We start from the raw sequence: 19,498 nt of genomic DNA, 5'->3' as shown, positions 1-19,498 counted from the left end.
AGAAATACCAGCTCAAACCCCGCGACTGGGCGGCCGCCGAACGCGAGGGCCGCACCATCGCCCCGCTCATCACCCGCCTCAACCACATCCGGCGGCGCCATCCCGCGCTCCACCGGCTCAGGAACCTGCGCTTCCACGGGACGGACAACGCCTCCGTCATCGCGTACAGCAAGCGCAGGGGGGCGGACACGGTGCTCGTGGTGGTCGGTCTCGACCCGCACCACGTCCAGGAGGCGACGGTCTCGTTGGACATGCCGCGACTCGGCCGGGACCACGGCGCCTCCCTGTCCGTGCACGACGAACTGACCGGTGAGACGTACGCCTGGAGCAGCCACAACTACGTGCGCCTGGAGCCCGGCCGGACGCCGGCCCACGTGTTCCACGTCCGGTGATCCCCAGCCCAGATCGGAGGCTCCAGAGCGCCATGACCGTCAACTCACCCGTCCCGGACACCTTCGAGGACACCCCCGCGAAAGACCGCGACCCCGAGTGGTTCAAGCGCGCGGTCTTCTACGAAGTCCTCGTCCGCTCCTTCCAGGACAGCAACGGCGACGGCGTCGGCGACCTCAAGGGCCTCACCGCCAGACTCGACTACCTGCAATGGCTCGGCGTCGACTGCCTCTGGCTCCCCCCGTTCTTCAAATCCCCGCTGAAGGACGGCGGATACGACGTCTCGGACTACACCGCCGTCCTCCCCGAATTCGGTGACCTCGCCGACTTCGTGGAATTCGTCGACGCCGCCCACCAGCGCGGCATGCGCGTCATCATCGACTTCGTCATGAACCACACCAGCGACCAGCACCCGTGGTTCCAGGAGTCCCGCAAAGACCCCGACGGACCCTACGGCGACTACTACATGTGGGCCGACGACGACAAGCAGTACGCCGACGCCCGCATCATCTTCGTCGACACCGAGGTCTCCAACTGGACCTACGACCCGGTCCGGGGGCAGTACTTCTTCCACCGCTTCTTCTCCCACCAGCCGGACCTCAACTACGAGAACCCGGCCGTCCAGGAGGAGGTCCTGGCCGCCCTCCGCTTCTGGCTGGACCTCGGGATCGACGGCTTCCGCCTCGACGCCGTGCCGTATCTCTACGCGGCCGAGGACACCAACTGCGAAAACCTTCCGGCAACGCACGAGTTCCTCAAGCGGGTCCGCAAGGAGATCGACGCGATGTATCCGGACACGGTGCTGCTGGCGGAGGCCAACCAGTGGCCCGAGGACGTCGTCGACTACTTCGGCGACTACGCCTCCGGCGGCGACGAATGCCACATGGCCTTCCACTTCCCGGTCATGCCCCGCATCTTCATGGCCGTCCGCCGAGAATCCCGCTACCCCGTCTCGGAAATCCTCGCCAAGACACCCGCCATCCCCACCCACTGCCAATGGGGGATCTTCCTCCGCAACCACGACGAGCTCACCCTCGAAATGGTCACCGACGAAGAACGCGACTACATGTACGCCGAATACGCGAAAGACCCGCGTATGCGCGCCAACATCGGCATCCGGCGGCGCCTGGCCCCCCTCCTGGACAACGACCGCAACCAGATCGAACTCTTCACCGCCCTCCTCCTCTCCCTCCCCGGCTCGCCGATCCTCTACTACGGCGACGAGATCGGCATGGGCGACAACATCTGGCTCGGCGACCGCGACGCCGTCCGCACCCCCATGCAGTGGACCCCCGACCGCAACGCCGGCTTCTCCTCCTGCGACCCCGGACGGCTCTTCCTGCCCACCATCATGGACCCCGTCCACGGCTACCAGGTCACCAACGTCGAGGCGTCCATGGCATCGCCCTCCTCGCTGCTGCACTGGACCCGCCGCATGATCGAGATCCGCAAGCAGAACCCCGCCTTCGGACTCGGCTCCTACACGGAACTCTCCTCCTCCAACCCCGCCGTCCTCGCCTTCCTCCGCGAGGCCCCCTCGTCGGAGGAGGAGGGAGGGGACGACCTCGTCCTGTGCGTCCACAACTTCTCGCGCTTCGCCCAGCCCACCGAGCTGGACCTGCGCCGCTTCGACGGCCGCCACCCCGTGGAGCTGTTCGGCGGGGTCCGCTTCCCCGCCATCGGCGAACTGCCTTACCTGCTGACCCTCGCAGGGCACGGTTTCTACTGGTTCCGGCTCGCCCGAGCCGCATCCCGCGTCGGCCGGCGCCTGTGAGCGTGCGCCGAGGAAAGGACGCGTCACCATGCCGAAGACCGCATCTCTGAACCCCGGCAGTGCCGTAGGCGTCCGCTCCGGCGGAACGCTCGGGAACCTGCTGCGCGAGTGGCTGCCCCGGCAGCGCTGGTTCGCGGGCAAGGACCGGCCCCTGAACGACCTGCGTCTGCTGTCGATGACGGAGCTGTATCCGGGCTGTCTGCACCTGCTGGTGCAGACCGGCCAGTCCGGCGTGCCCTCGCCGGGCGGCACTCCCCCGCCCGGCGACTGCTACCAGCTGCTCCTCGGGCTCCAGCGGCACCTGTCGCCGCGTCTGGGCCGGGCCCTGATCGGCAAGGTGGAGGAAGGGCCGCTGGCCGGTCTGACGGTGCACGACGCCCTCCAGGACCCCCGTTCGGCGCACCTGCTGCTGGAGCGCATGCGGCACCCGGGTCCGCTGGGTCCGCTGACCTTCGAGTCCGACCCTTCGGTGCCGGTGCCGGCCGGGCTGGCGCCGCGGCTGCTGGAGGCGGAGCAGTCGAACACCTCCGTGGTGTACGGCGACGCGTTCATCCTCAAGGTGTTCCGGCGCATCCAGCCCGGGATCAACCCCGACCTGGAGGTGCCGGTCGCCCTCAAGGGGCAGAACTGCGGGCGGGTGCCGGCGCCGGTGGCCTGGTTCGGGACGACGGACCCGCAGGAGGCGACGCTGGGCGTGCTCCAGCCGTTCCTGCCCGACGCCTCCGACGGCTGGACGCTGGCGCTGGACGCCCTCGCCCACGGCGACTCCTTCACGGCGGAGGCCGAGGCGCTGGGCCGGGCCACCGCCGAGGTGCACCTCGCCCTGGCCGCGGCCTTCCCGGCCGGTCCGCGTGCCGACAACGCGCGGACGGCGGCGGCGATGACCGAGCGGCTGGAGGCCGCGGCCCACCATGTGGCGGCGCTGCGCCCGTACGTGCCGGGGCTCATCACCGCCTTCGACGCGCTCGCCGTCTGCGATCCGGGCCCGCCCGCCCAGCGCATCCACGGCGACCTGCACCTGGGGCAGGTGCTGCGCGCGGGACGGGAGTGGTTCGTCATCGACTTCGAGGGCGAGCCGTCCCGTCCGCTGGCCGAGCGGCGCAGCGCGCACTCCCCGGTGCGGGACATCGCGGGCATGCTGCGGTCCTTCGACTACGCCGCCCGCCAGCGCCGGCCCTGGCGTCCGGAGTGGGCGCTGCGCTGCCGGGAGGCCTTCTGCGCCGGCTACGCGGCCCGGGCCGGCTGGGATCCCCGCAAGAAGCACGCCCTGCTGCGTGCCTACGAAACCGACCGGGCCGTGTACGAGGTGCTGTACGAGGCCCGGCACCGTCCCGACTGGCTACCCGTACCGATGGCGGCGATCGAACGTCTCGCCGTCCGAGGAGGCTGACCCCATGGCTCTGCGCGACACCTCTCGGCCCGAGTCGGGCGGCCCCCGCCCGCGCCGCGGCCGGACGGGCGACCCCCGCCCGGCCGCGGCGCCCGCGCTCGACGCGACCGACCGGGGGCGCCTGCTGGCGGGCGCCCACCACGACCCGCACGCCCTGCTGGGCGCGCACCCCGTGCCGGGCGGGATCGCCTTCCGGGCGCTGCGGCCCTTCGCCCGCTCGGTGGCCGTCGTGGTGGACGGCGTGCGCACCCCGCTCGTGTCGGAGGGGGAGGGCCTCTTCTCGGTCGTCCTGCCGCTCGACGCGATCCCCGCGTACACGCTGCTGGTGGCCTACGAGGGGGCCGAGCAGGAGGTGCACGACCCGTACCGTTTCCTGCCCGCCCTGGCCGAGTTCGATCTGCACCTCATCCGTGAGGGGCGGCACGAGCAGCTGTGGAAGGCGCTCGGCGCGGAGCCGATGACCCACGAGGGGGTGGCCGGCACCCGCTTCACGGTGTGGGCGCCCAACGCCCAGGGGGTGCGGGTCGCCGCGGACTTCACCTACTGGGACGGCACCGCCTTCCCGATGCGTTCGCTGGGCGCGTGTGGGGTGTGGGAGCTGTTCCTGCCGGGGGTCGGCGAGGGCACCCGGTACAAGTTCGAGATCCACTCCCGCCACGGCCACCGGTTCCTGAAGGCCGACCCGATGGCGCGGTGTGCGGAGGTCCCGCCGGACACGGCGTCGATCGTGCACGCCTCGCACCACGCGTGGGGCGACGCGGAGTGGATGGCGCACCGGGGCGACGTCCCCGTGCACGTGGCGCCGTTCTCGGTGTACGAGGTGCATCTGCCGTCCTGGCGTCCGGGGCTGACCTACCGGCAGCTGGCCGAGGAGCTGCCGGCGTACGTGAACGACCTCGGTTTCACCCATGTGGAGTTCATGCCGGTCGCCCAGCACCCCTTCGCGGGCTCCTGGGGTTACCAGATCACCGGTTTCTACGCCCCGACCTCGCGGCTGGGCACCCCGGACGACTTCAAGCACCTGGTGGACGCCCTGCACCGGGCCGGCATCGGCGTGATCATGGACTGGGTGCCGGCGCACTTCCCCAAGGACGACTGGGCGCTGGCGCGGTTCGACGGCGAGCCGCTGTACGAGCCCGGGAACTCCCAGCGGGCCGAGCACCCCGACTGGGGGACGCTGGAGTTCGACCTCGGGCGCACCGAGGTGCGCAACTTCCTGGTGGCGAACGCCGTGTACTGGTGCGAGGAGTTCCACATCGACGGGCTGCGCGTCGACGCCGTCGCCTCCATGCTCTACCTCGACTACTCGCGGGACTCGGGGCAGTGGACGCCGAACGTGTACGGCGGCCGTGAGGACCTGGACGCGGTGGCCTTCCTCCAGGAGATGAACGCCACCGTGTACCGGCGCAGTCCGGGTGTGGTGACGATCGCGGAGGAGTCGACGGCCTGGGGCGGAGTGACCCGGCCGACCGACAGCGGCGGTCTGGGCTTCGGGCTGAAGTGGAACATGGGCTGGATGCACGACTCGCTGGAGTACATCGCCAAGGAGCCGGTGCACCGCAAGTACCACCACCACGAGATGACGTTCTCGATGATCTACGCCTACAGCGAGAACTACGTCCTGCCGATCTCGCACGACGAGGTCGTCCACGGCAAGCAGGCGCTGGTGTCGAAGATGCCGGGCGACTGGTGGCAGCGGCGGGCCAACCATCGCGCCTATTTCGGCTTCATGTGGGCCCACCCGGGCAAGCAGCTGCTGTTCATGGGGCAGGAGTTCGCCCAGGGCGCGGAGTGGTCCGAGGCCCACGGCCCCGAATGGTGGCTGCTGGATCCCGGCTACTGCGCGGAGGCCGACCACCGGGGGGTGCGGGACCTGGTCCGCGACCTCAACTCCCGCTACCGGTCGACCCCGGCCCTGTGGCAGCGGGACACCGACCCGGCCGGCTTCCGGTGGGTGCTGTGCGACGCGGCCGACGACAACGTCTTCGCCTTCCTGAGGTACGACGCCGACGGGCGGCCCCTGCTGTCGGTGAGCAACTTCTCCCCGGTCGTCCGCCACGACTACCCGCTCGCCGTGCCCGACGACGTGCCCGTCTGGTACGAGGCGCTCAACACCGACGCCGCCCGCTACGGCGGCGGCGACGTCACCCACGCCGACGGGATCAAGCCGGAGAACGGGCGGATCGCGGTCACACTGCCGCCCCTGGCCACGGTCTGGTGGACGCCGCCGTCCGTGTGAACGGACCTCGACGGGGCAGTCGGGTGCGTACCACCTGCCAGAGAGAGGCCGCATACCGTGCGCACCGTCGGAGTGGAGGAGGAACTCCTCCTGGTCGACCCGGAAACCGGGGAGCCGCAGGCCCTGTCCGCTGCCGTTCTCGCCCGCGCCACGCGGGACCACGCGGAGCCGGACGTGTTCGAGAAGGAACTGCACAACCAGATGCTCGAGTTCGCCACCCATCCCCAGTCGGGGATGGACGAACTCGGCGAGGAGATCGTCCGCATACGCGGGGAGGCGGCCCGGCACGCCGGGGAGATCGGGTGCACGGTGGCGGCGCTCGCCACCTCCCCGCTGCCGGTGCGCCCCTCCGTCGGCATGAACCGGCGCTACCAGTGGATGGCGGAGCAGTACGGCATCGCCACCCAGGAGCAGTTGGTGTGCGGCTGCCACGTCCATGTGTCGGTCGCGTCGGACGACGAGGGCGTCGCGGTCGTCGACCGGATCCGGCCCTGGCTGTCGGTGCTGTCGGCGCTGAGCGGCAACTCCCCTTTCTGGCAGGGGAAGGAGTCGGGGTACAGCAGCTATCGCAGCCGGGTGTGGCAGCGCTGGCCGTCGGCCGGTCCGACCGAGCTGTTCGGGTCGGCGGAGCGCTACCACCAGCGGGTCGCGGACATGGTGGACACGGGCACGATCCTCGACGAGGGCATGGTCTACTTCGACGCCCGGCTGTCCGCGCGCTATCCGACGGTGGAGATCCGGGTCTCGGACGTCTGTCTGCACGCGGACACCGCCGTGCTGGTGGCGACGCTGGCGCGCGGGCTCGTCGAGACGGCCGCCCGGGAGTGGAAGGCCGGCGAGGATCCGGTGGACCACAGTGTGAGCCTGCTGCGGCTGGCCGGCTGGCGGGCCGCCCGCTCCGGTCTGACCGGGGACCTGCTGCACCCCGCGACCATGCGGCGCGCGCCGGCCGAGGCGGTGGTGCGGGCGCTGCTGGAGCACGTCGGGGAGGCGCTGGAGGACACCGGTGACCTGGAGCGGGCCCGCGCCGGCTGCGCGCGGTTGCTGCGCGACGGCAACGGGGCCCGCGTCCAGCGCGAGGTGTGGGAGCGCACCGGCAGCCTGCGCGAGGTCGTCACCATGTGCGTCCGCCACACCCAGGGCTGAGTGCCACCTCCGGTCCTCCCGCTCAGAGCATCAGGACCAGCGCGTAGGCCAGGAAGAAGGCCGCGACCAGCACGGCGAGGACGATGATCAGGGTGAGCGGGCCCTTGGCCCAGCCCTTGGGGGGATTGTGCGTCTCCCGGGGTCCGGCCTCGGGCATGCTGCTCTCCGCGGGCGGGGTCTCGCCCGGGGGAACACCTCCGCCCGGTTCCAGGCCGGTGCTGCGTTCCGGTTCGGGGTCGGGGTTGATGTGCGTCATGCCCCCCGAGTCCCCCGGACCCGCCGAGATCATCAACCGTGCACCGATTCTCCGTTCCCGGCCACAAGCGGTCGCTCCTCGGCTACATTCGACCACCGTCGATAACAGTCCTCAACGGCGGAGTCACACCCCGTACATGTCAGGAGCAGCGCATGCGCGACGTCGCCCTCGCTCCCCCAGCCGCCCCGCCCCTGACCGGAGGGCTCGCCGACAGCGTCTTCGAGACGGCCGCCCGCACTCCCACGCTCCCGGTGCTCGCCCGCCGCGCCCCGGGCTCGGACGGCTGGGAGGAGGTGACGGCGATCGAGCTGCGCGACGAGGTGGTCGAGGTCGCCAGGGGGCTCGTCGCGTCCGGGATCTCGCCGGGCCACCGCGTGGCCATCATGGCGCGGACCCGCTACGAGTGGTCGGTGCTCAGCCATGCGCTGTGGGCCGTGGGCGCCGAGGTGGTGCCCGTCTGTCCCACCTCCTCGCGCGACCAGGTCGAGTGGATCCTGCGGGACTCGGCCTGTGTGGGCGTGGTCGTCGAGGACGAGCAGAGCGTGATGACGGTGGGCTCGGTGTGCGCGACCCTGCCCGCGCTGCGGCACGTCTGGCAGCTGGACAGCGGCGCGCTGGAGGAGCTGGCCCGGCTCGGTGAGACGGTCCCGGTCACCACCGTGGACTCGCTGCGCCGCATCGTGCTGCCCGACGCCACGGCGGTGATCGCCTACACCTCCGGCACCTCGGGCCGCCCGCAGGGCTGCGCGCTGAGCCACCGCGGCCTCGCCGCCCCCTGCGACACCCTGCTGGCCGGCTGGGGCCACATCGCGGCGGCGCCGGGGCAGCGGCCGTCCGTCCTGGCGTTCCTGCCGTTCTCCCATGTGTACGGCCTGATGATCCAGGGCCTGTGCGTGCGCGGCGGCATCCTGATGGGCCACGAACCGGAGCTCGGCGCGGCCGCGCTCACGGAGGCACTGCGCACCTTCCGGCCGACGTATCTGTACGCGGTGCCCTCGGTGTTCGAGAAGCTCTACAAGAATTTCCTGCGCACGTCCCAGCAGACGGGCCGCGGCGCGCTGTTCGAGCGGGCGGCGGAGACGGCCCGGCACTTCGCGGCGGCCGTCGAACGGCAGCGGCTGGGCCGCGGCTCGGGGCCCGGTCTCGACCTGCGGCTCCAGCACGCCGTGTTCGAGCGGACCGTGTACCGAAGACTGCGCGCCGCCCTCGGCGGCCGTGTGCACCGCGCCACCTCCGGCGGCTCGCCCCTGCACCGCGACCTGTCCCTGTTCTACGCGGGTATCGGCATCCACGTCCACGACGGCTACGGCCTGACCGAGACCAGCGGCGGGATCACCATGCAGCCGCTGGGCCGGGAGAAGACCGGGACGGTCGGGCAGGCGCTGCCGGGCACCGAGATACGGGTGGCGGACGACGGGGAGATCCTGGTGCGCGGCCCGTCGGTGTTCCAGGGCTACGTCAACGACGACGACGCCACCCGGGCGGCGCTGCGCGGCGGCTGGCTGGGCACCGGGGACCTCGGTTTCCTGGACTCCGACGGCTACCTCACCATCACCGGCCGCAAGAAGGACGTCATCATCACCAGCAGCGGCAAGAGCGTGGCGCCGACGGCGCTGGAGCAGCGGCTGCGGATGCACCCGCTCGTCCACCAGGCGGTGGTGGTGGGCGACAACCGGCCCTGTGTGGGCGCGTTGATCACCCTGGATCCGGACTTCCTGGCGCACTGGCGCGCGGGGCTGGCCCTCCAGGGCGACACGCCGAGCCGGGAGGCCCGGGAGGAGAACGCCCTCAGGGACGAGATCGGCCGGGCGGTGGCGGCGGCCAACAGCGCCGTGTCCCGCTCGGAGTCCATCCGCGTCTTCCGGGTGCTGCCGGAGCCGTTCGACCAGACCAACGGGCTGCTGACCCCGTCGATGAAGCTGCGCCGCGACTCGATCGTCGAGCACTACGCGGCCGAGATCGAAGCCATGTACCAGGCGCGGGCGCGGCTGCCCCGGCAGAGCACCCCGGAGGAGACGCTGAGCTGGGACGACGCGGACGACGTGTTCCGGTGAGGTCGTGCCGGTGGCGGGCCGAACCACCTCGTCGTACCGGCGCGGCGCGCACAGCGCGTGGCCGGAGGGTCGCCGCCCGCGGTCAGGCGCGCCACGCCCGGTGCGGGACGCGTAGCCTGCGGCGCCCCGGGAACCCTGAAGAGTGGCGACGTGAGAGAGCCGCACGAGAAAGGACGACGGCCCCGCCGGTAGGGGCCGCAACTACGACATGGCAACCGAGCCCCGTGGTAACGACGCACTGGCCTCCTGGGCGGTCCCGAGCCGCACTGCCCGGTTCCCGGGCGAACCCCAGGACGTGACGGGTGCACGCCTGGCCGCGGAGGCGTTCCTCCGTGACCTGTCCCGGGCGTCCCCGCCCTCGGCACCGGAGTGCTGGCACGACATCGTGCTGATCGTCACGGAGTTGGCCTCGAACGCGGTCCAGTATGCCCCGGGCCCGTTCGACCTGCATCTGCGCCCCACCTTCGACGGGGTGCACGTCACGCTGCACGACACCAGCACCACCGTGCCCGCGCCGCGCCCGTTCCACCCCGACAGCGGGGGCGGCGGCATCGGCTGGCATCTGGTCCATACGCTCTGCAGCCAGGTCAGCGTGGTCACCGGCGTCGACGGGAAGGACGTGCACGTCTTCCTGCCCTGGTGAGCACCGTCTCCCGAGCGGGAGGGCTCCTGTCAGGGCGTGCCGTCGGGGCCCGGACGTCCGGCGGCCCGGACCGGCACGAATACGCTGATCGTCTTGCCGCCGGACGGCCGTGCGCCGATGGAGATGTCCCGGGCCAGTTCGACGATCAGCGGCCAGCCGTAGCCGTTGATCCGGTGTCCGCCGGGCGGGGCGCCGGCTCCGTACGTCACGGACGTCACGGACGTCACGGAGGGGACGACGTCGCTGTGGTCGTGCACCGCCACCCGGACGCCGCCCCGCACGGGGGTCACCTCGAAACCGGCCAGACCGCCGCCGTGCCGGATCGCGTTGGTGACCATCTCGGACACGACCAGCAGCAGGTCGATCAGGTCCTCCTGCCGCGGCGGCCCCGCGGCGGCGCTCCAGTGGGCATTGGCCACCGCGCGCGCGTGCTCCCGCGCGGCGGCGGCGGTCGTCACCGGGGCGAGGACCGGTTCCGTCGGCGCGAGTTCGTCGCCTCTCACGGCTCGGTCACCGTCCCCGGCGGCCGGAGCGCCGGGTCTGCGGCTCGTAGTTCATCGACACCCCGTTCCTCGGTCACGCCGTTCCTCGGTCACGGCACGCGGCGGCCGGTGCGTGGTGGGCACGTGAGCATACGGCGGGCGGCCTCGGCCCGCGGTGCCTCTCCCCCGGCGGTCAGGCCGTCGTGCTGCCGCGCCGGATCAGCCGGAGATAGTAGTCACCGACGGCCGTCAGGTACGCGGGGTCCATCGTCTCGCTGTCCGTGCGGAACCGGGGAGCCTGCTTCACCTCCTCCCCGGTGCAGGCCAGCGCCACGGTGCGGCTCTCCTCCTCGACGGCCCGGACGACGCCCACCGGTACGACCGCGCTCCTGCCGAAGAGCCAGACCCCCGTGTCGACGACCAGGTGCCACATCCCGTGGTGGCCGTCCTCGCGTTCGACGTGTCCTATGGTGCCGTCCGACGCCACCACCCCGTACCCCGTCAGATCCTGCCCCTCGGCGCGCCCGCTGTCCGTCGGGTAGGACCAGATCCTGTCGATGGTCACGCTGCTCCCTTCTCCCGTCTCCCGTTCCACCGCAGCGGATACCCGCCCGCCGCGGCCGCATTCGGGGCGTGCGGCCGCCGTCCGCGGCGGGCTCGGTCCGGACGCCGGGACCGGCGCGTACGGCGGGCATGACGGGAGGAGAGCGGGGCATGGCGGCGGGAAGCGGGGGCAGACGCGGTGCCACCGACCGGCGACGATCTCGGACAGGTCCGGGCGGGTCCCGACGAACGGAGTGAGCGGCATGGACGCCGTGACGGCACAGGCACCGACGGCCACGGCGGCGCGGCGGGTCACGGACGACCCGCGCGCGGGGGCCGCGCTCGGCGACGTGCCCGCGCGGGTCGGTGCCCGGGGCGCCCGGGAGCTGTCGCGCCGCCTCTTCGAACGGCTGGCGGTCCTGGAGGAGGGCACGCCCGACCACCAGTACGTGCGCAACACGCTGATCGAGATGAACCTGTCGCTCGTGCGGTACGCGGCGTCCCGGTTCCGCCGCCGGGCCGGCGACGCGATGGAGGACGTGGTGCAGGTCGGCACGATCGGGCTGATCAAGGCGATCGACCGGTTCGACCTGTCCCGGGAGGTCGAGTTCACCTCGTTCGCCGTCCCATACATCGCCGGCGAGATCAAGCGGTTCTTCCGGGACACCGGCTGGGCCGTCCACGTACCGCGCCGGCTCCAGGAGGCGCGGGGGGAACTGGCCCGGGCGACCGAGGAGTTGCAGACGCGTCTGGGCCGGGTGCCCGGCACCCGTGAGCTGGCGCGGCTGATGGCGCTGTCCGAGGAGGAGGTCGTCGAGGTGCGCAAGGCCGCCAACTGCTACACCTCCGCCTCGCTCGACGCGGCCCTCGGGGCCGACGGCGGCGCCGACGGCGAGTCGGTCCTGGCCGACTTCATCGGCGTGGAGGAACCGGCGCTCGCGCTCGTGGAGGACTTCCACTCCCTGGCGCCGCTGGTCGCCGCGCTGGAGCCGAGGGAGCGGCGGATCCTCCATCTGCGGTTCGTTGAGGAGCGGACGCAGGCCGAGATCGGCAGGGAGCTCGGCATCTCCCAGATGCACGTCTCACGGCTGATCGGCCGCGTGGTGGGGCGGCTGCGGGCCGGGCTGCTCGGCTCCGACGCCGCCTGAACCCCGTCTTCCACCTCCGGGGAAACCCATCCGGGTACCCCGTTTCCCGCCGTCCATGCAGGCGCGCGACAAGTGACGTCACAGGCGGCCCGGAACGGCCCGACACTTTGTTCCGTCACGGGCTCGTGGGATAGCCTTCGGCGGATTTCTCTCATCACGCACATCCGTGAACTGCGGAAATGCACACCACATGCGGCGCCGTCCACCGGGGCGGCGTGGTTCCGAGCCCTCGTACCACGGGGGCTCCTGGGGAGCGGAACGAGGATACGCATGACCAGCAACGCTGCCGAGGCCACCGACACGGTCCCGGGCGACCAGGAGCTCAGGAGGCTCCTGGCCGGTCTGACCGCCGTGCGCGACGGTGACTTCGGTACCCGGCTGCCCGCCGACGGCGACGGGCTCATGGGCGACATCGCGACCGTCTTCAACGGCATGGTCGACCAGTTGTCCGTGTTCACCTCCGAGGTCACACGGGTGGCCCGGGAGGTGGGCACCGAGGGGACCCTCGGCGGGCAGGCGGAGGTGCCGGGCGTCTCGGGCACCTGGGCCGACCTGACGGACTCCGTCAACGCCATGGCCGGCAACCTGACGACCCAGGTCCGTGACATCGCGCAGGTGGCGACCGCGGTCGCCAAGGGCGACCTGTCGCAGAAGATCGACGTGCCGGCGCGCGGGGAGATCCTCCAGCTGAAGGAGACCGTCAACACGATGGTCGACCAGCTGTCGGCGTTCGCCGACGAGGTCACCCGCGTCGCCCGCGAGGTCGGCACCGAAGGACGCCTCGGCGGCCAGGCGCAGGTACCCGGTGTGGCCGGCGTGTGGCGGGACCTCACGGATTCGGTCAATTTCATGGCCGGAAACCTCACCGCGCAGGTCCGCAACGTCGCCCAGGTGACGACGGCGGTCGCCAAGGGCGACCTGTCGCAGAAGATCACCGTCGACGCCCGCGGCGAGATCCTCGAACTGAAGAACACCATCAACACGATGGTCGACCAGCTCTCCGCCTTCGCCGACGAGGTCACCCGCGTCGCCCGCGAGGTCGGCACCGAGGGACGCCTCGGCGGCCAGGCGGACGTGAAGGGCGTCAAGGGCACCTGGCGGGACCTGACCGACTCGGTGAACTTCATGGCGGGCAATCTGACCGCGCAGGTCCGCAACGTCGCCCAGGTGGCGACGGCGGTCGCCGAGGGCGACCTGTCGCAGAAGATCACCGTCGACGCCCGCGGCGAGATCCTCGAACTCAAGAACACCATCAACACGATGGTCGACCAGCTCTCCGCCTTCGCCGACGAGGTCACCCGCGTCGCCCGCGAGGTCGGCACGGCCGGCAACCTCGGCGGGCAGGCCACGGTCCGGGGGGTCTCGGGCACCTGGAAGGACCTGACGGACAACGTCAACGTGATGGCGTCGAACCTGACGGGGCAGGTGCGTTCCATCGCGCAGGTCGCCACCGCGGTGGCGCGCGGCGACCTGTCCCAGAAGATCACCGTCGAGGCCAAGGGCGAGGTCGCCGCGCTCGCGGACGTCATCAACACGATGGTGGACACGCTCTCGGCGTTCGCCGACGAGGTCACCCGCGTCGCCCGCGAGGTCGGCACCGAAGGCCGCCTCGGCGGCCAGGCGCACGTGCCGAACGTGGCCGGCACTTGGAAGGACCTCACCGACAACGTCAACTCGATGGCCAACAACCTCACCGGCCAGGTGCGCAACATCGCGCTGGTGACCACGGCCGTGGCCCGCGGCGACCTGTCGAAGAAGATCGACGTCGACGCCCGCGGCGAGATCCTCGAACTCAAGACGACGATCAACACGATGGTCGACCAGCTCTCCGCCTTCGCCGACGAGGTCACCCGCGTCGCCCGCGAGGTCGGCACCGAAGGCCGCCTCGGCGGCCAGGCCGAGGTGGAGGGCGTCTCGGGCACCTGGAAGCGCCTCACGGAGAACGTCAACGAGCTGGCCGGCAACCTGACCCGCCAGGTGCGGGCGATCGCCGAGGTCACCAGCGCGGTCGCCGAGGGCGACCTGACGCGTTCGATCAACGTGGAGGCCTCCGGCGAGGTCGCCGAGCTCAAGGACAACATCAACTCGATGGTGGAGTCCCTGCGCGAGACCACCCGGGCCAACCAGGAACAGGACTGGCTCAAGACCAACCTCGCGCGGATCTCCGGCCTCATGCAGGGGCACCGGGACCTGCCCGTGGTGGCCGAACTGATCATGGACGAGCTGGTGCCGCTGGTGTCGGCCCAGTACGGGGCCTTCTACCTCGCCGAGGAGGACGGACGGGGGCCGGAGCTGCGGCTCGTGGGCGCCTACGGCTACCCCGACGACGACGACCGCCCGACCCGTATCCCGTTCGGCCGCTCGCTGGTCGGCCAGGCCGCGCGCAGCCGCCGTACGATCACCGTGGACGAGCTGCCCGCGGGGTACGTCACGATCTCCTCGGGGCTCGGGCAGGTGGAGCCGAGCGCGCTGATCCTGCTGCCGATCCTGTTCGAGGGGCAGGTGCTCGGGGTCATCGAGCTGGCGTCGGTGACCGCGTTCACCCAGATCCACCGGGACTTCCTGGAGCAGTTGCGGGAGACCATCGGCGTCAACGTCAACACCATCGTGGCGAACGCCCGCACCGACGAGCTGCTCGACGAGTCGCAGCGGCTGACCGCCGAGCTCCAGGCCCGCTCGGCGGAGTTGCAGTCGCAGCAGGAGGAGTTGCAGCGCTCCAACGCCGAGCTGGAGGAGAAGGCCTCCCTGCTGGTGGCGCAGAACCGGGACATCGAGGCGAAGAACCTCCAGATCGAGCAGGCCCGCCAGGAGCTGGAGGCGCGGGCGCAGCAGCTGTCGCTGGCGTCGAAGTACAAGTCGGAGTTCCTGGCGAACATGAGCCACGAGCTGCGCACCCCGCTCAACAGCCTGCTGATCCTCGCCCAGTTGCTCGCCCAGAACCCGTCGCGCAACCTGACGCCGAAGCAGGTGGAGTACGCGGGCATCATCCACTCCGCGGGCTCGGACCTGCTCCAGCTGATCAACGACATCCTGGACCTGTCGAAGGTCGAGGCCGGCAAGATGGACGTCTCCCCGGAGCGGGTGCCGCTGCGGCAGCTCATCGAGTACGTCGAGGCGACGTTCCGGCCTATGACCACGCAGAAGAGCCTGGAGTTCACCGTCAGCACGGCCGCCGGGGCCCCCGCGGACCTGCTGACCGACGACTCCCGGCTGCGCCAGGTGCTGCGCAACCTGCTGTCCAACGCGGTCAAGTTCACCGAGCAGGGCAGTGTGGAGCTGCGGATCGAGCCGGTGGCCGCCGACGAGGTGCCCGAGGGCGTGGTGCGGGGCGGCACGGTGGTCGCCTTCCGGGTGCGGGACACCGGCATCGGCATCCCGGAGCAGCACCTGGAGACCATCTTCGGCGCCTTCCAGCAGGCGGACGGCACCACCAGCCGCAAGTACGGCGGCACGGGACTGGGGCTGTCCATCACCCGGGAGATCGCCCATCTGCTCGGCGGCGCGGTGACGGTGGACAGCACGCCCGGCAAGGGCAGCACGTTCACGCTCTACCTGCCGGTCGCCCGGGTCGACTTCGAGGAGCTGGTCGGCAACGGACGGGCGGTGGAACGCCGGCCGGACGACGAACCGGTGCCGCTCGCGTCGCCCGTCTACGGCGTCCTGCCGTCGGCGCCGGGCACGTCCCGGCAGAAGCCCCGCCGGCTGCTGGTGGTGGAGGAGCGTCCGCGCGGTCTGCTGACGCTGGTCGCCGAGAGCGTGGTGGCGGACATCGCGCGCGGCCGGGACGACGGCACCCCGCCGCCGCCGGTCGACATCGTCACCGCCGTCGGGGCGCAGGAGGCGGCCGGGGCGCTGGCCGCCGAGCCGTGCCACTGCGTGGTGCTGGAGCTGGGCATGCCCGGCGCGGAGGCCTCCCGCTTCCTGGAGGCGTTCCAGGGGGACTCGGCGCTGGCGGGTGTGCCGGTCCTGGTGCACAGCGGCCACCGTGCCGACCTGGCCCAGGAGGAGACGCTGCAGTCCCGGGCCGCGGGCCGGCCGCTGGAGTTCCTCTCCAGCCTGGACGAGCTGCGGGAGCGGATCACGCTGCACCTGTCGGCCGAGGAGCCCGGGGACGTGCTCGCCCTGGTCCGGCCGGACGAGCCGCAGCCCGTGGGGCCCCCGCCCGTCGACGACGCCGTCGTGGGCCGTACGGTCCTCGTGGTGGACGACGACGCGCGCAACCTGTTCGCCCTGAGCGGCATCCTGGAGCTGCACGGCATGCGGGTGCTGCACGCGGAGAACGGGCGCGAGGGCATCGAGACGCTGCGCGGCAACCCGGACATCGCGCTGGTGCTGATGGACGTGATGATGCCGGAGATGGACGGGTACACGGCCACGGCCGAGATCCGTACGATGCCGCGGTACGCGGATCTGCCCATCATCGCGGTGACTGCCAAGGCCATGCCCGGGGACCGGGAGAAGAGTCTCGCCTCGGGGGCCAGTGACTATGTGACCAAGCCCGTCGACACCCACGACCTGATGTCCTGCGTCCGCCGCTGGCTGACCGCCTGAGCGCGGCCGTCCTTCCGAGTGCCGGTCGTCCCGGCCGAGGAGTCATCGCACCGTGAGCATTCCCGAACAGCCCCACGACCGGCACGACGGTCCGGCAGGGCCGGCGCCGTCCGCCTCCGTCTCCGCGGGGACCGGGGACGGGCCGGCACCGCCGGTCCAGAGCGCCGTCGACCCGTCGTCCCTCGCGCCGGCCGGCACCGACCCGTCGGTCTCGGCGCAGGTCACCACCGCCCCGCCGCCCTCGGACTCGGGGGCCGCCCTGCGGCCGGCCCCCGAGTCCGAGGGCGCGAGCCCCACTCCGGTGGGCCGCCTCGCGGCCACCGTCGAACGGCTGCGCCGTGAGGTGCGGGCGGCGCAGGCGGAGGCCGAGGGGCGGGCGCTGGTCGAGCTGGCCAAGGGCATCCTGGTGGAGCGGCTGGGGTGCGGGCCGGCCGAGGCCGCCCGGCAGCTCACCGAACTCGCCGAGCAGGCCGGCATGTCGCCGCTGGAGTTCGCGGTGGACGTCATCAACCAGGCCGCCAAGGACCGGATGTCCGAGGTGACCGACGCCTTCTTCGCGACCGTCTCGGGCGCCGACGCGCCGGTCGAGACCTCCACGGCCGTACGGCTGCGGGCCGCGGAGAGCGGGGCGCTGGCCGCGCACGACGCCCAGGCGGTCGCCGACTCCCTGCTGCAGCACGCCCTGGGGCCGCTGGGCGCGGTGGCCGTGGCGATCTGGGCGGCGGGCTCCGACGGATCGCTGACGCTGGCCGGGAGCGCCGGCTTCCCCACCGGGGAGGCCACCCGCTGGCGTTACGTCCCCCCGGACGTCCTCACGGTGGCCCGCCACGGGCTCACCGAGCGCTCGGCGCAGTGGATCGGGTCCCTGGCGCAGACCGGGCTGCCCACCATCGGCCGGCACACGTACCCCGACGGCGGCCGGGTCGCCCTGCCCGCCGGGACCGGGGGGCGGGTCCACGGGGTGCTGGAGATCGCGTGGCCGGGTCTGCTGGAGCCGCAGCCGCCCCAGGTGGTGCGGCAGGTGGAGGCGCTGGCGGAGCTGTGCGCGCACACGCTGCAGACCTACCCGCGCGGTGAGGACACCGACGCGGAGCCGCGGATGCTGCCGGACGCGGCGGAGCTGATGGACCTGGCGGACGGGCTGCACGACCCGGCACTCGTCCTGGTCCCGCACGTCGACGCGGCGGGACAGCTGGTGGACTTCCGCATCCAGCACGTCAACGACCGGTTCCTGGACCCGGCGGGACGGCCGCGCGCGGTGGTCAACGGCGCGCTGCTGCTGGAGGCCTACCCGATGGCCGCGGGCGGCAGCGACCTCTTCCAGCGCATCGAGCGCGTCCACGCCACCGGCGAGCCGTTCCGCGCCCGCCGGATGAGTCTGACCGCGCTGGTCGACGAGGTGCCGCTGTCGGCGGTCGCGGACCTGAGCATCAGCCGGCACGGCACCTGTGTGCTGCTGATCTGGCGCATCGAGGACGAGACGGCCCGGCTGGCGAGCCTGTTGCAGCACGCGCAGCGCCTCGGTCGCATCGGCGGCTTCGAGGAGAACGTGCTGACGGGCGAGACCACCTGGAACGGGCAGATGTTCGCCCTGTACGGGAGGGATCCGTCGAGCGCTCCGGTGCCGCTGGAGGAGCTGGCGGCGTACGCCCATCCGGACGACGCGGTGGCCATCGGCCGGTTCCTGCGCACGCTGCTGCACAACCGCCGTCCGGCCTCCGCCGCCTTCCGGCTCCAGCGGCCCGACGGGGTGACCCGGCACATGCGGATCGTCGCCGAGCCGGTCCTGGACACCGACGGCCGGCTGGTCGCGCTGCGCGGGGCCTACCAGGACATCTCGGCGCAGCACTGGACGGAGGTGGCGCTGGCCGCCACCCGTGACCAGCTCGCCCAGACCGAGCAGCACGCGAGCGAGCGCAGCCGGCTGGCGCTCCAGCTCCAGCACGCGATCATGCCGCCCACCCGGGCGCCGCTGGAGGCCCCCGGTCTCCAGGTGGCGGTCCGTTACCGGCCCGCCGAGGAGGAGCACCTGGTCGGCGGTGACTGGTACGACGCCGTGGTGCTGCCCTCGCGGCTGGTCATGCTGTGCGTGGGGGACGTGGCCGGGCACGGCATCGAGGCGGCGACCAGCATGGTGGTGCTGCGCAACGCGCTGCGCGGGCTGGCCGTGACCGGAGCCGGGCCGGGCCAGCTGCTGTCGTGGCTGAACATCGTCGCGCACCATCTGACGGGTGCGGTCACGGCCACGGCGGTGTGCGGTCTGTACGACCCGGTCCGGCGGACCCTGCGCTGGGCCAGGGCGGGCCATCTGCCGCCCGTCCTGGTACGCGCCTCGGGCGCCGCGCCGCTGCCGCTGCTGAAGGGCATGCTGCTGGGCGCGGTGCCGGAGACGACGTACGAGGAGGAGGAGATCCAGCTCGCCGCCGACGACACGCTGCTGATGTACACGGACGGGCTGATCGAGCGACGGGACCGGTCGGTGGAGGAGTCGCTGACGCATCTGCTGAGCCAGGCCAGCACCGTTCCGCCGACGCTGGACCAGCAGTTGGACCGGCTGCTCACCTACAGCAGGTCCGACACGGACGACGACACCTGCATCGTGGGCATCAGGCTGGGCTAGGGCGGGGCTAGGGCGCTTCTGACGGATCTCCGCGGCGTCGCGACGCCCGGCACGCACCCTCACCGCACGGTGTGCAGGGCCAGGTGGCTCCGCCACATGACCCCGCACACCGCACGCCGAGGGCACGCACCGAACGCCGCTCCTTCTCCCACGGAGATCCGACAGAAGCGCCCTAGTACTGCAACCGCATCTGGAGGGTGTGGCCTCGGCGTTTGTAGTGGGATCGGCGGGCTCGGGCCTGGCTGCGCCGTCGGTAGCGTGA

Annotated in this window: 12 protein-coding genes and 1 pseudogene; 10 read left to right on the top strand and 3 right to left on the bottom strand. The window is 72.0% G+C overall.

The window, feature by feature from the left end; genetic code table 11:
* The 5 genes and pseudogenes from ACFV9M_RS40030 to ACFV9M_RS40010 all read left to right on the top strand — a co-directional run.
* Positions 1 to 392, top strand: a pseudogene (locus ACFV9M_RS40030) (alpha-1,4-glucan--maltose-1-phosphate maltosyltransferase); the annotation flags it as partial.
* Positions 393 to 424: 32 nt separating this feature from the next.
* Entirely contained in the window at positions 425 to 2,164 is a 1,740-nt protein-coding gene (gene treS / locus ACFV9M_RS40025) for a maltose alpha-D-glucosyltransferase (RefSeq protein WP_385077826.1), read from the top strand.
* A 28-nt stretch (positions 2,165 to 2,192) separates the two neighbouring features.
* The gene (locus tag ACFV9M_RS40020) at positions 2,193 to 3,554 is read left to right on the top strand and encodes a maltokinase (RefSeq protein ID WP_385077829.1); all 1,362 of its coding nucleotides are present in this window, start codon (positions 2,193 to 2,195) and stop codon (positions 3,552 to 3,554) included.
* Positions 3,555 to 3,558: 4 nt separating this feature from the next.
* The gene (glgB, locus tag ACFV9M_RS40015; RefSeq protein WP_385077832.1) at positions 3,559 to 5,793 is read left to right on the top strand and encodes a 1,4-alpha-glucan branching enzyme; all 2,235 of its coding nucleotides are present in this window, start codon (positions 3,559 to 3,561) and stop codon (positions 5,791 to 5,793) included.
* A 57-nt stretch (positions 5,794 to 5,850) separates the two neighbouring features.
* Positions 5,851 to 6,939 carry a glutamate--cysteine ligase gene (locus ACFV9M_RS40010; RefSeq protein ID WP_385077834.1) on the top strand — a complete coding sequence of 363 codons (1,089 nt, stop codon included), beginning with the start codon at positions 5,851 to 5,853 and terminating at the stop codon, positions 6,937 to 6,939.
* Between the two features lie 22 nt (positions 6,940 to 6,961).
* Here the strand turns inward: ACFV9M_RS40010 and ACFV9M_RS40005 are convergent, their stop codons facing one another.
* Positions 6,962 to 7,195, bottom strand: coding sequence for a DUF6480 family protein (locus ACFV9M_RS40005; RefSeq protein ID WP_385077836.1), 234 nt, complete (start codon positions 7,193 to 7,195; stop codon positions 6,962 to 6,964).
* A gap of 152 nt (positions 7,196 to 7,347) precedes the next feature.
* Here ACFV9M_RS40005 and ACFV9M_RS40000 point away from each other — a divergent pair, with 152 nt between their 5' ends.
* Positions 7,348 to 9,249, top strand: a complete 1,902-nt coding sequence (locus ACFV9M_RS40000) for an AMP-dependent synthetase/ligase (protein ID WP_385077838.1) — start codon at positions 7,348 to 7,350, stop codon at positions 9,247 to 9,249.
* A gap of 208 nt (positions 9,250 to 9,457) precedes the next feature.
* The gene (locus ACFV9M_RS39995) at positions 9,458 to 9,892 is read left to right on the top strand and encodes an ATP-binding protein (protein WP_385077841.1); all 435 of its coding nucleotides are present in this window, start codon (positions 9,458 to 9,460) and stop codon (positions 9,890 to 9,892) included.
* 29 nt (positions 9,893 to 9,921) lie between these two features.
* Here the strand turns inward: ACFV9M_RS39995 and ACFV9M_RS39990 are convergent, their stop codons facing one another.
* Both ACFV9M_RS39990 and ACFV9M_RS39985 read right to left on the bottom strand, forming a co-directional pair.
* Positions 9,922 to 10,395, bottom strand: coding sequence for an ATP-binding protein (locus ACFV9M_RS39990; RefSeq protein ID WP_385077844.1), 474 nt, complete (start codon positions 10,393 to 10,395; stop codon positions 9,922 to 9,924).
* 172 nt (positions 10,396 to 10,567) lie between these two features.
* A complete protein-coding gene (locus ACFV9M_RS39985; protein ID WP_385077847.1) occupies positions 10,568 to 10,939 on the bottom strand; it encodes a PRC-barrel domain containing protein in 372 nt (123 codons plus the stop codon).
* A 241-nt stretch (positions 10,940 to 11,180) separates the two neighbouring features.
* On the opposite strand from ACFV9M_RS39985, the gene ACFV9M_RS39980 reads away from it, so the two are divergent.
* The 3 genes from ACFV9M_RS39980 to ACFV9M_RS39970 all read left to right on the top strand — a co-directional run bounded on the left by ACFV9M_RS39980 (position 11,181) and on the right by ACFV9M_RS39970 (position 19,236).
* The gene (locus tag ACFV9M_RS39980) at positions 11,181 to 12,065 is read left to right on the top strand and encodes a SigB/SigF/SigG family RNA polymerase sigma factor (protein ID WP_385077848.1); all 885 of its coding nucleotides are present in this window, start codon (positions 11,181 to 11,183) and stop codon (positions 12,063 to 12,065) included.
* A gap of 270 nt (positions 12,066 to 12,335) precedes the next feature.
* The gene (locus tag ACFV9M_RS39975) at positions 12,336 to 16,616 is read left to right on the top strand and encodes a HAMP domain-containing protein (protein ID WP_385077850.1); all 4,281 of its coding nucleotides are present in this window, start codon (positions 12,336 to 12,338) and stop codon (positions 16,614 to 16,616) included.
* 52 nt (positions 16,617 to 16,668) lie between these two features.
* Positions 16,669 to 19,236, top strand: a complete 2,568-nt coding sequence (locus ACFV9M_RS39970) for a SpoIIE family protein phosphatase (protein WP_385077852.1) — start codon at positions 16,669 to 16,671, stop codon at positions 19,234 to 19,236.
* The last annotated feature ends 262 nt before the right edge of the window (positions 19,237 to 19,498 follow it).

Source organism: Streptomyces sp. NPDC059895 (assembly GCF_042731035.1).
Taxonomy (GTDB): domain Bacteria; phylum Actinomycetota; class Actinomycetes; order Streptomycetales; family Streptomycetaceae; genus Streptomyces.
Note: the sequence above shows the minus strand (reverse complement) of the source record. Positions and strands in the feature narration are given on the sequence as shown.

Coding starts and splice junctions, on each gene's coding strand:
- ACFV9M_RS40005 (WP_385077836.1), bottom strand. CDS start 7,195: ATGACGCACATCAACCCCGACCCCGAACCGGAACGCAGCACCGGCCTG.
- ACFV9M_RS39995 (WP_385077841.1), top strand. CDS start 9,458: ATGGCAACCGAGCCCCGTGGTAACGACGCACTGGCCTCCTGGGCGGTC.
- ACFV9M_RS40000 (WP_385077838.1), top strand. CDS start 7,348: ATGCGCGACGTCGCCCTCGCTCCCCCAGCCGCCCCGCCCCTGACCGGA.
- ACFV9M_RS39980 (WP_385077848.1), top strand. CDS start 11,181: ATGGACGCCGTGACGGCACAGGCACCGACGGCCACGGCGGCGCGGCGG.
- ACFV9M_RS40020 (WP_385077829.1), top strand. CDS start 2,193: ATGCCGAAGACCGCATCTCTGAACCCCGGCAGTGCCGTAGGCGTCCGC.
- ACFV9M_RS39975 (WP_385077850.1), top strand. CDS start 12,336: ATGACCAGCAACGCTGCCGAGGCCACCGACACGGTCCCGGGCGACCAG.
- treS (WP_385077826.1), top strand. CDS start 425: ATGACCGTCAACTCACCCGTCCCGGACACCTTCGAGGACACCCCCGCG.
- glgB (WP_385077832.1), top strand. CDS start 3,559: ATGGCTCTGCGCGACACCTCTCGGCCCGAGTCGGGCGGCCCCCGCCCG.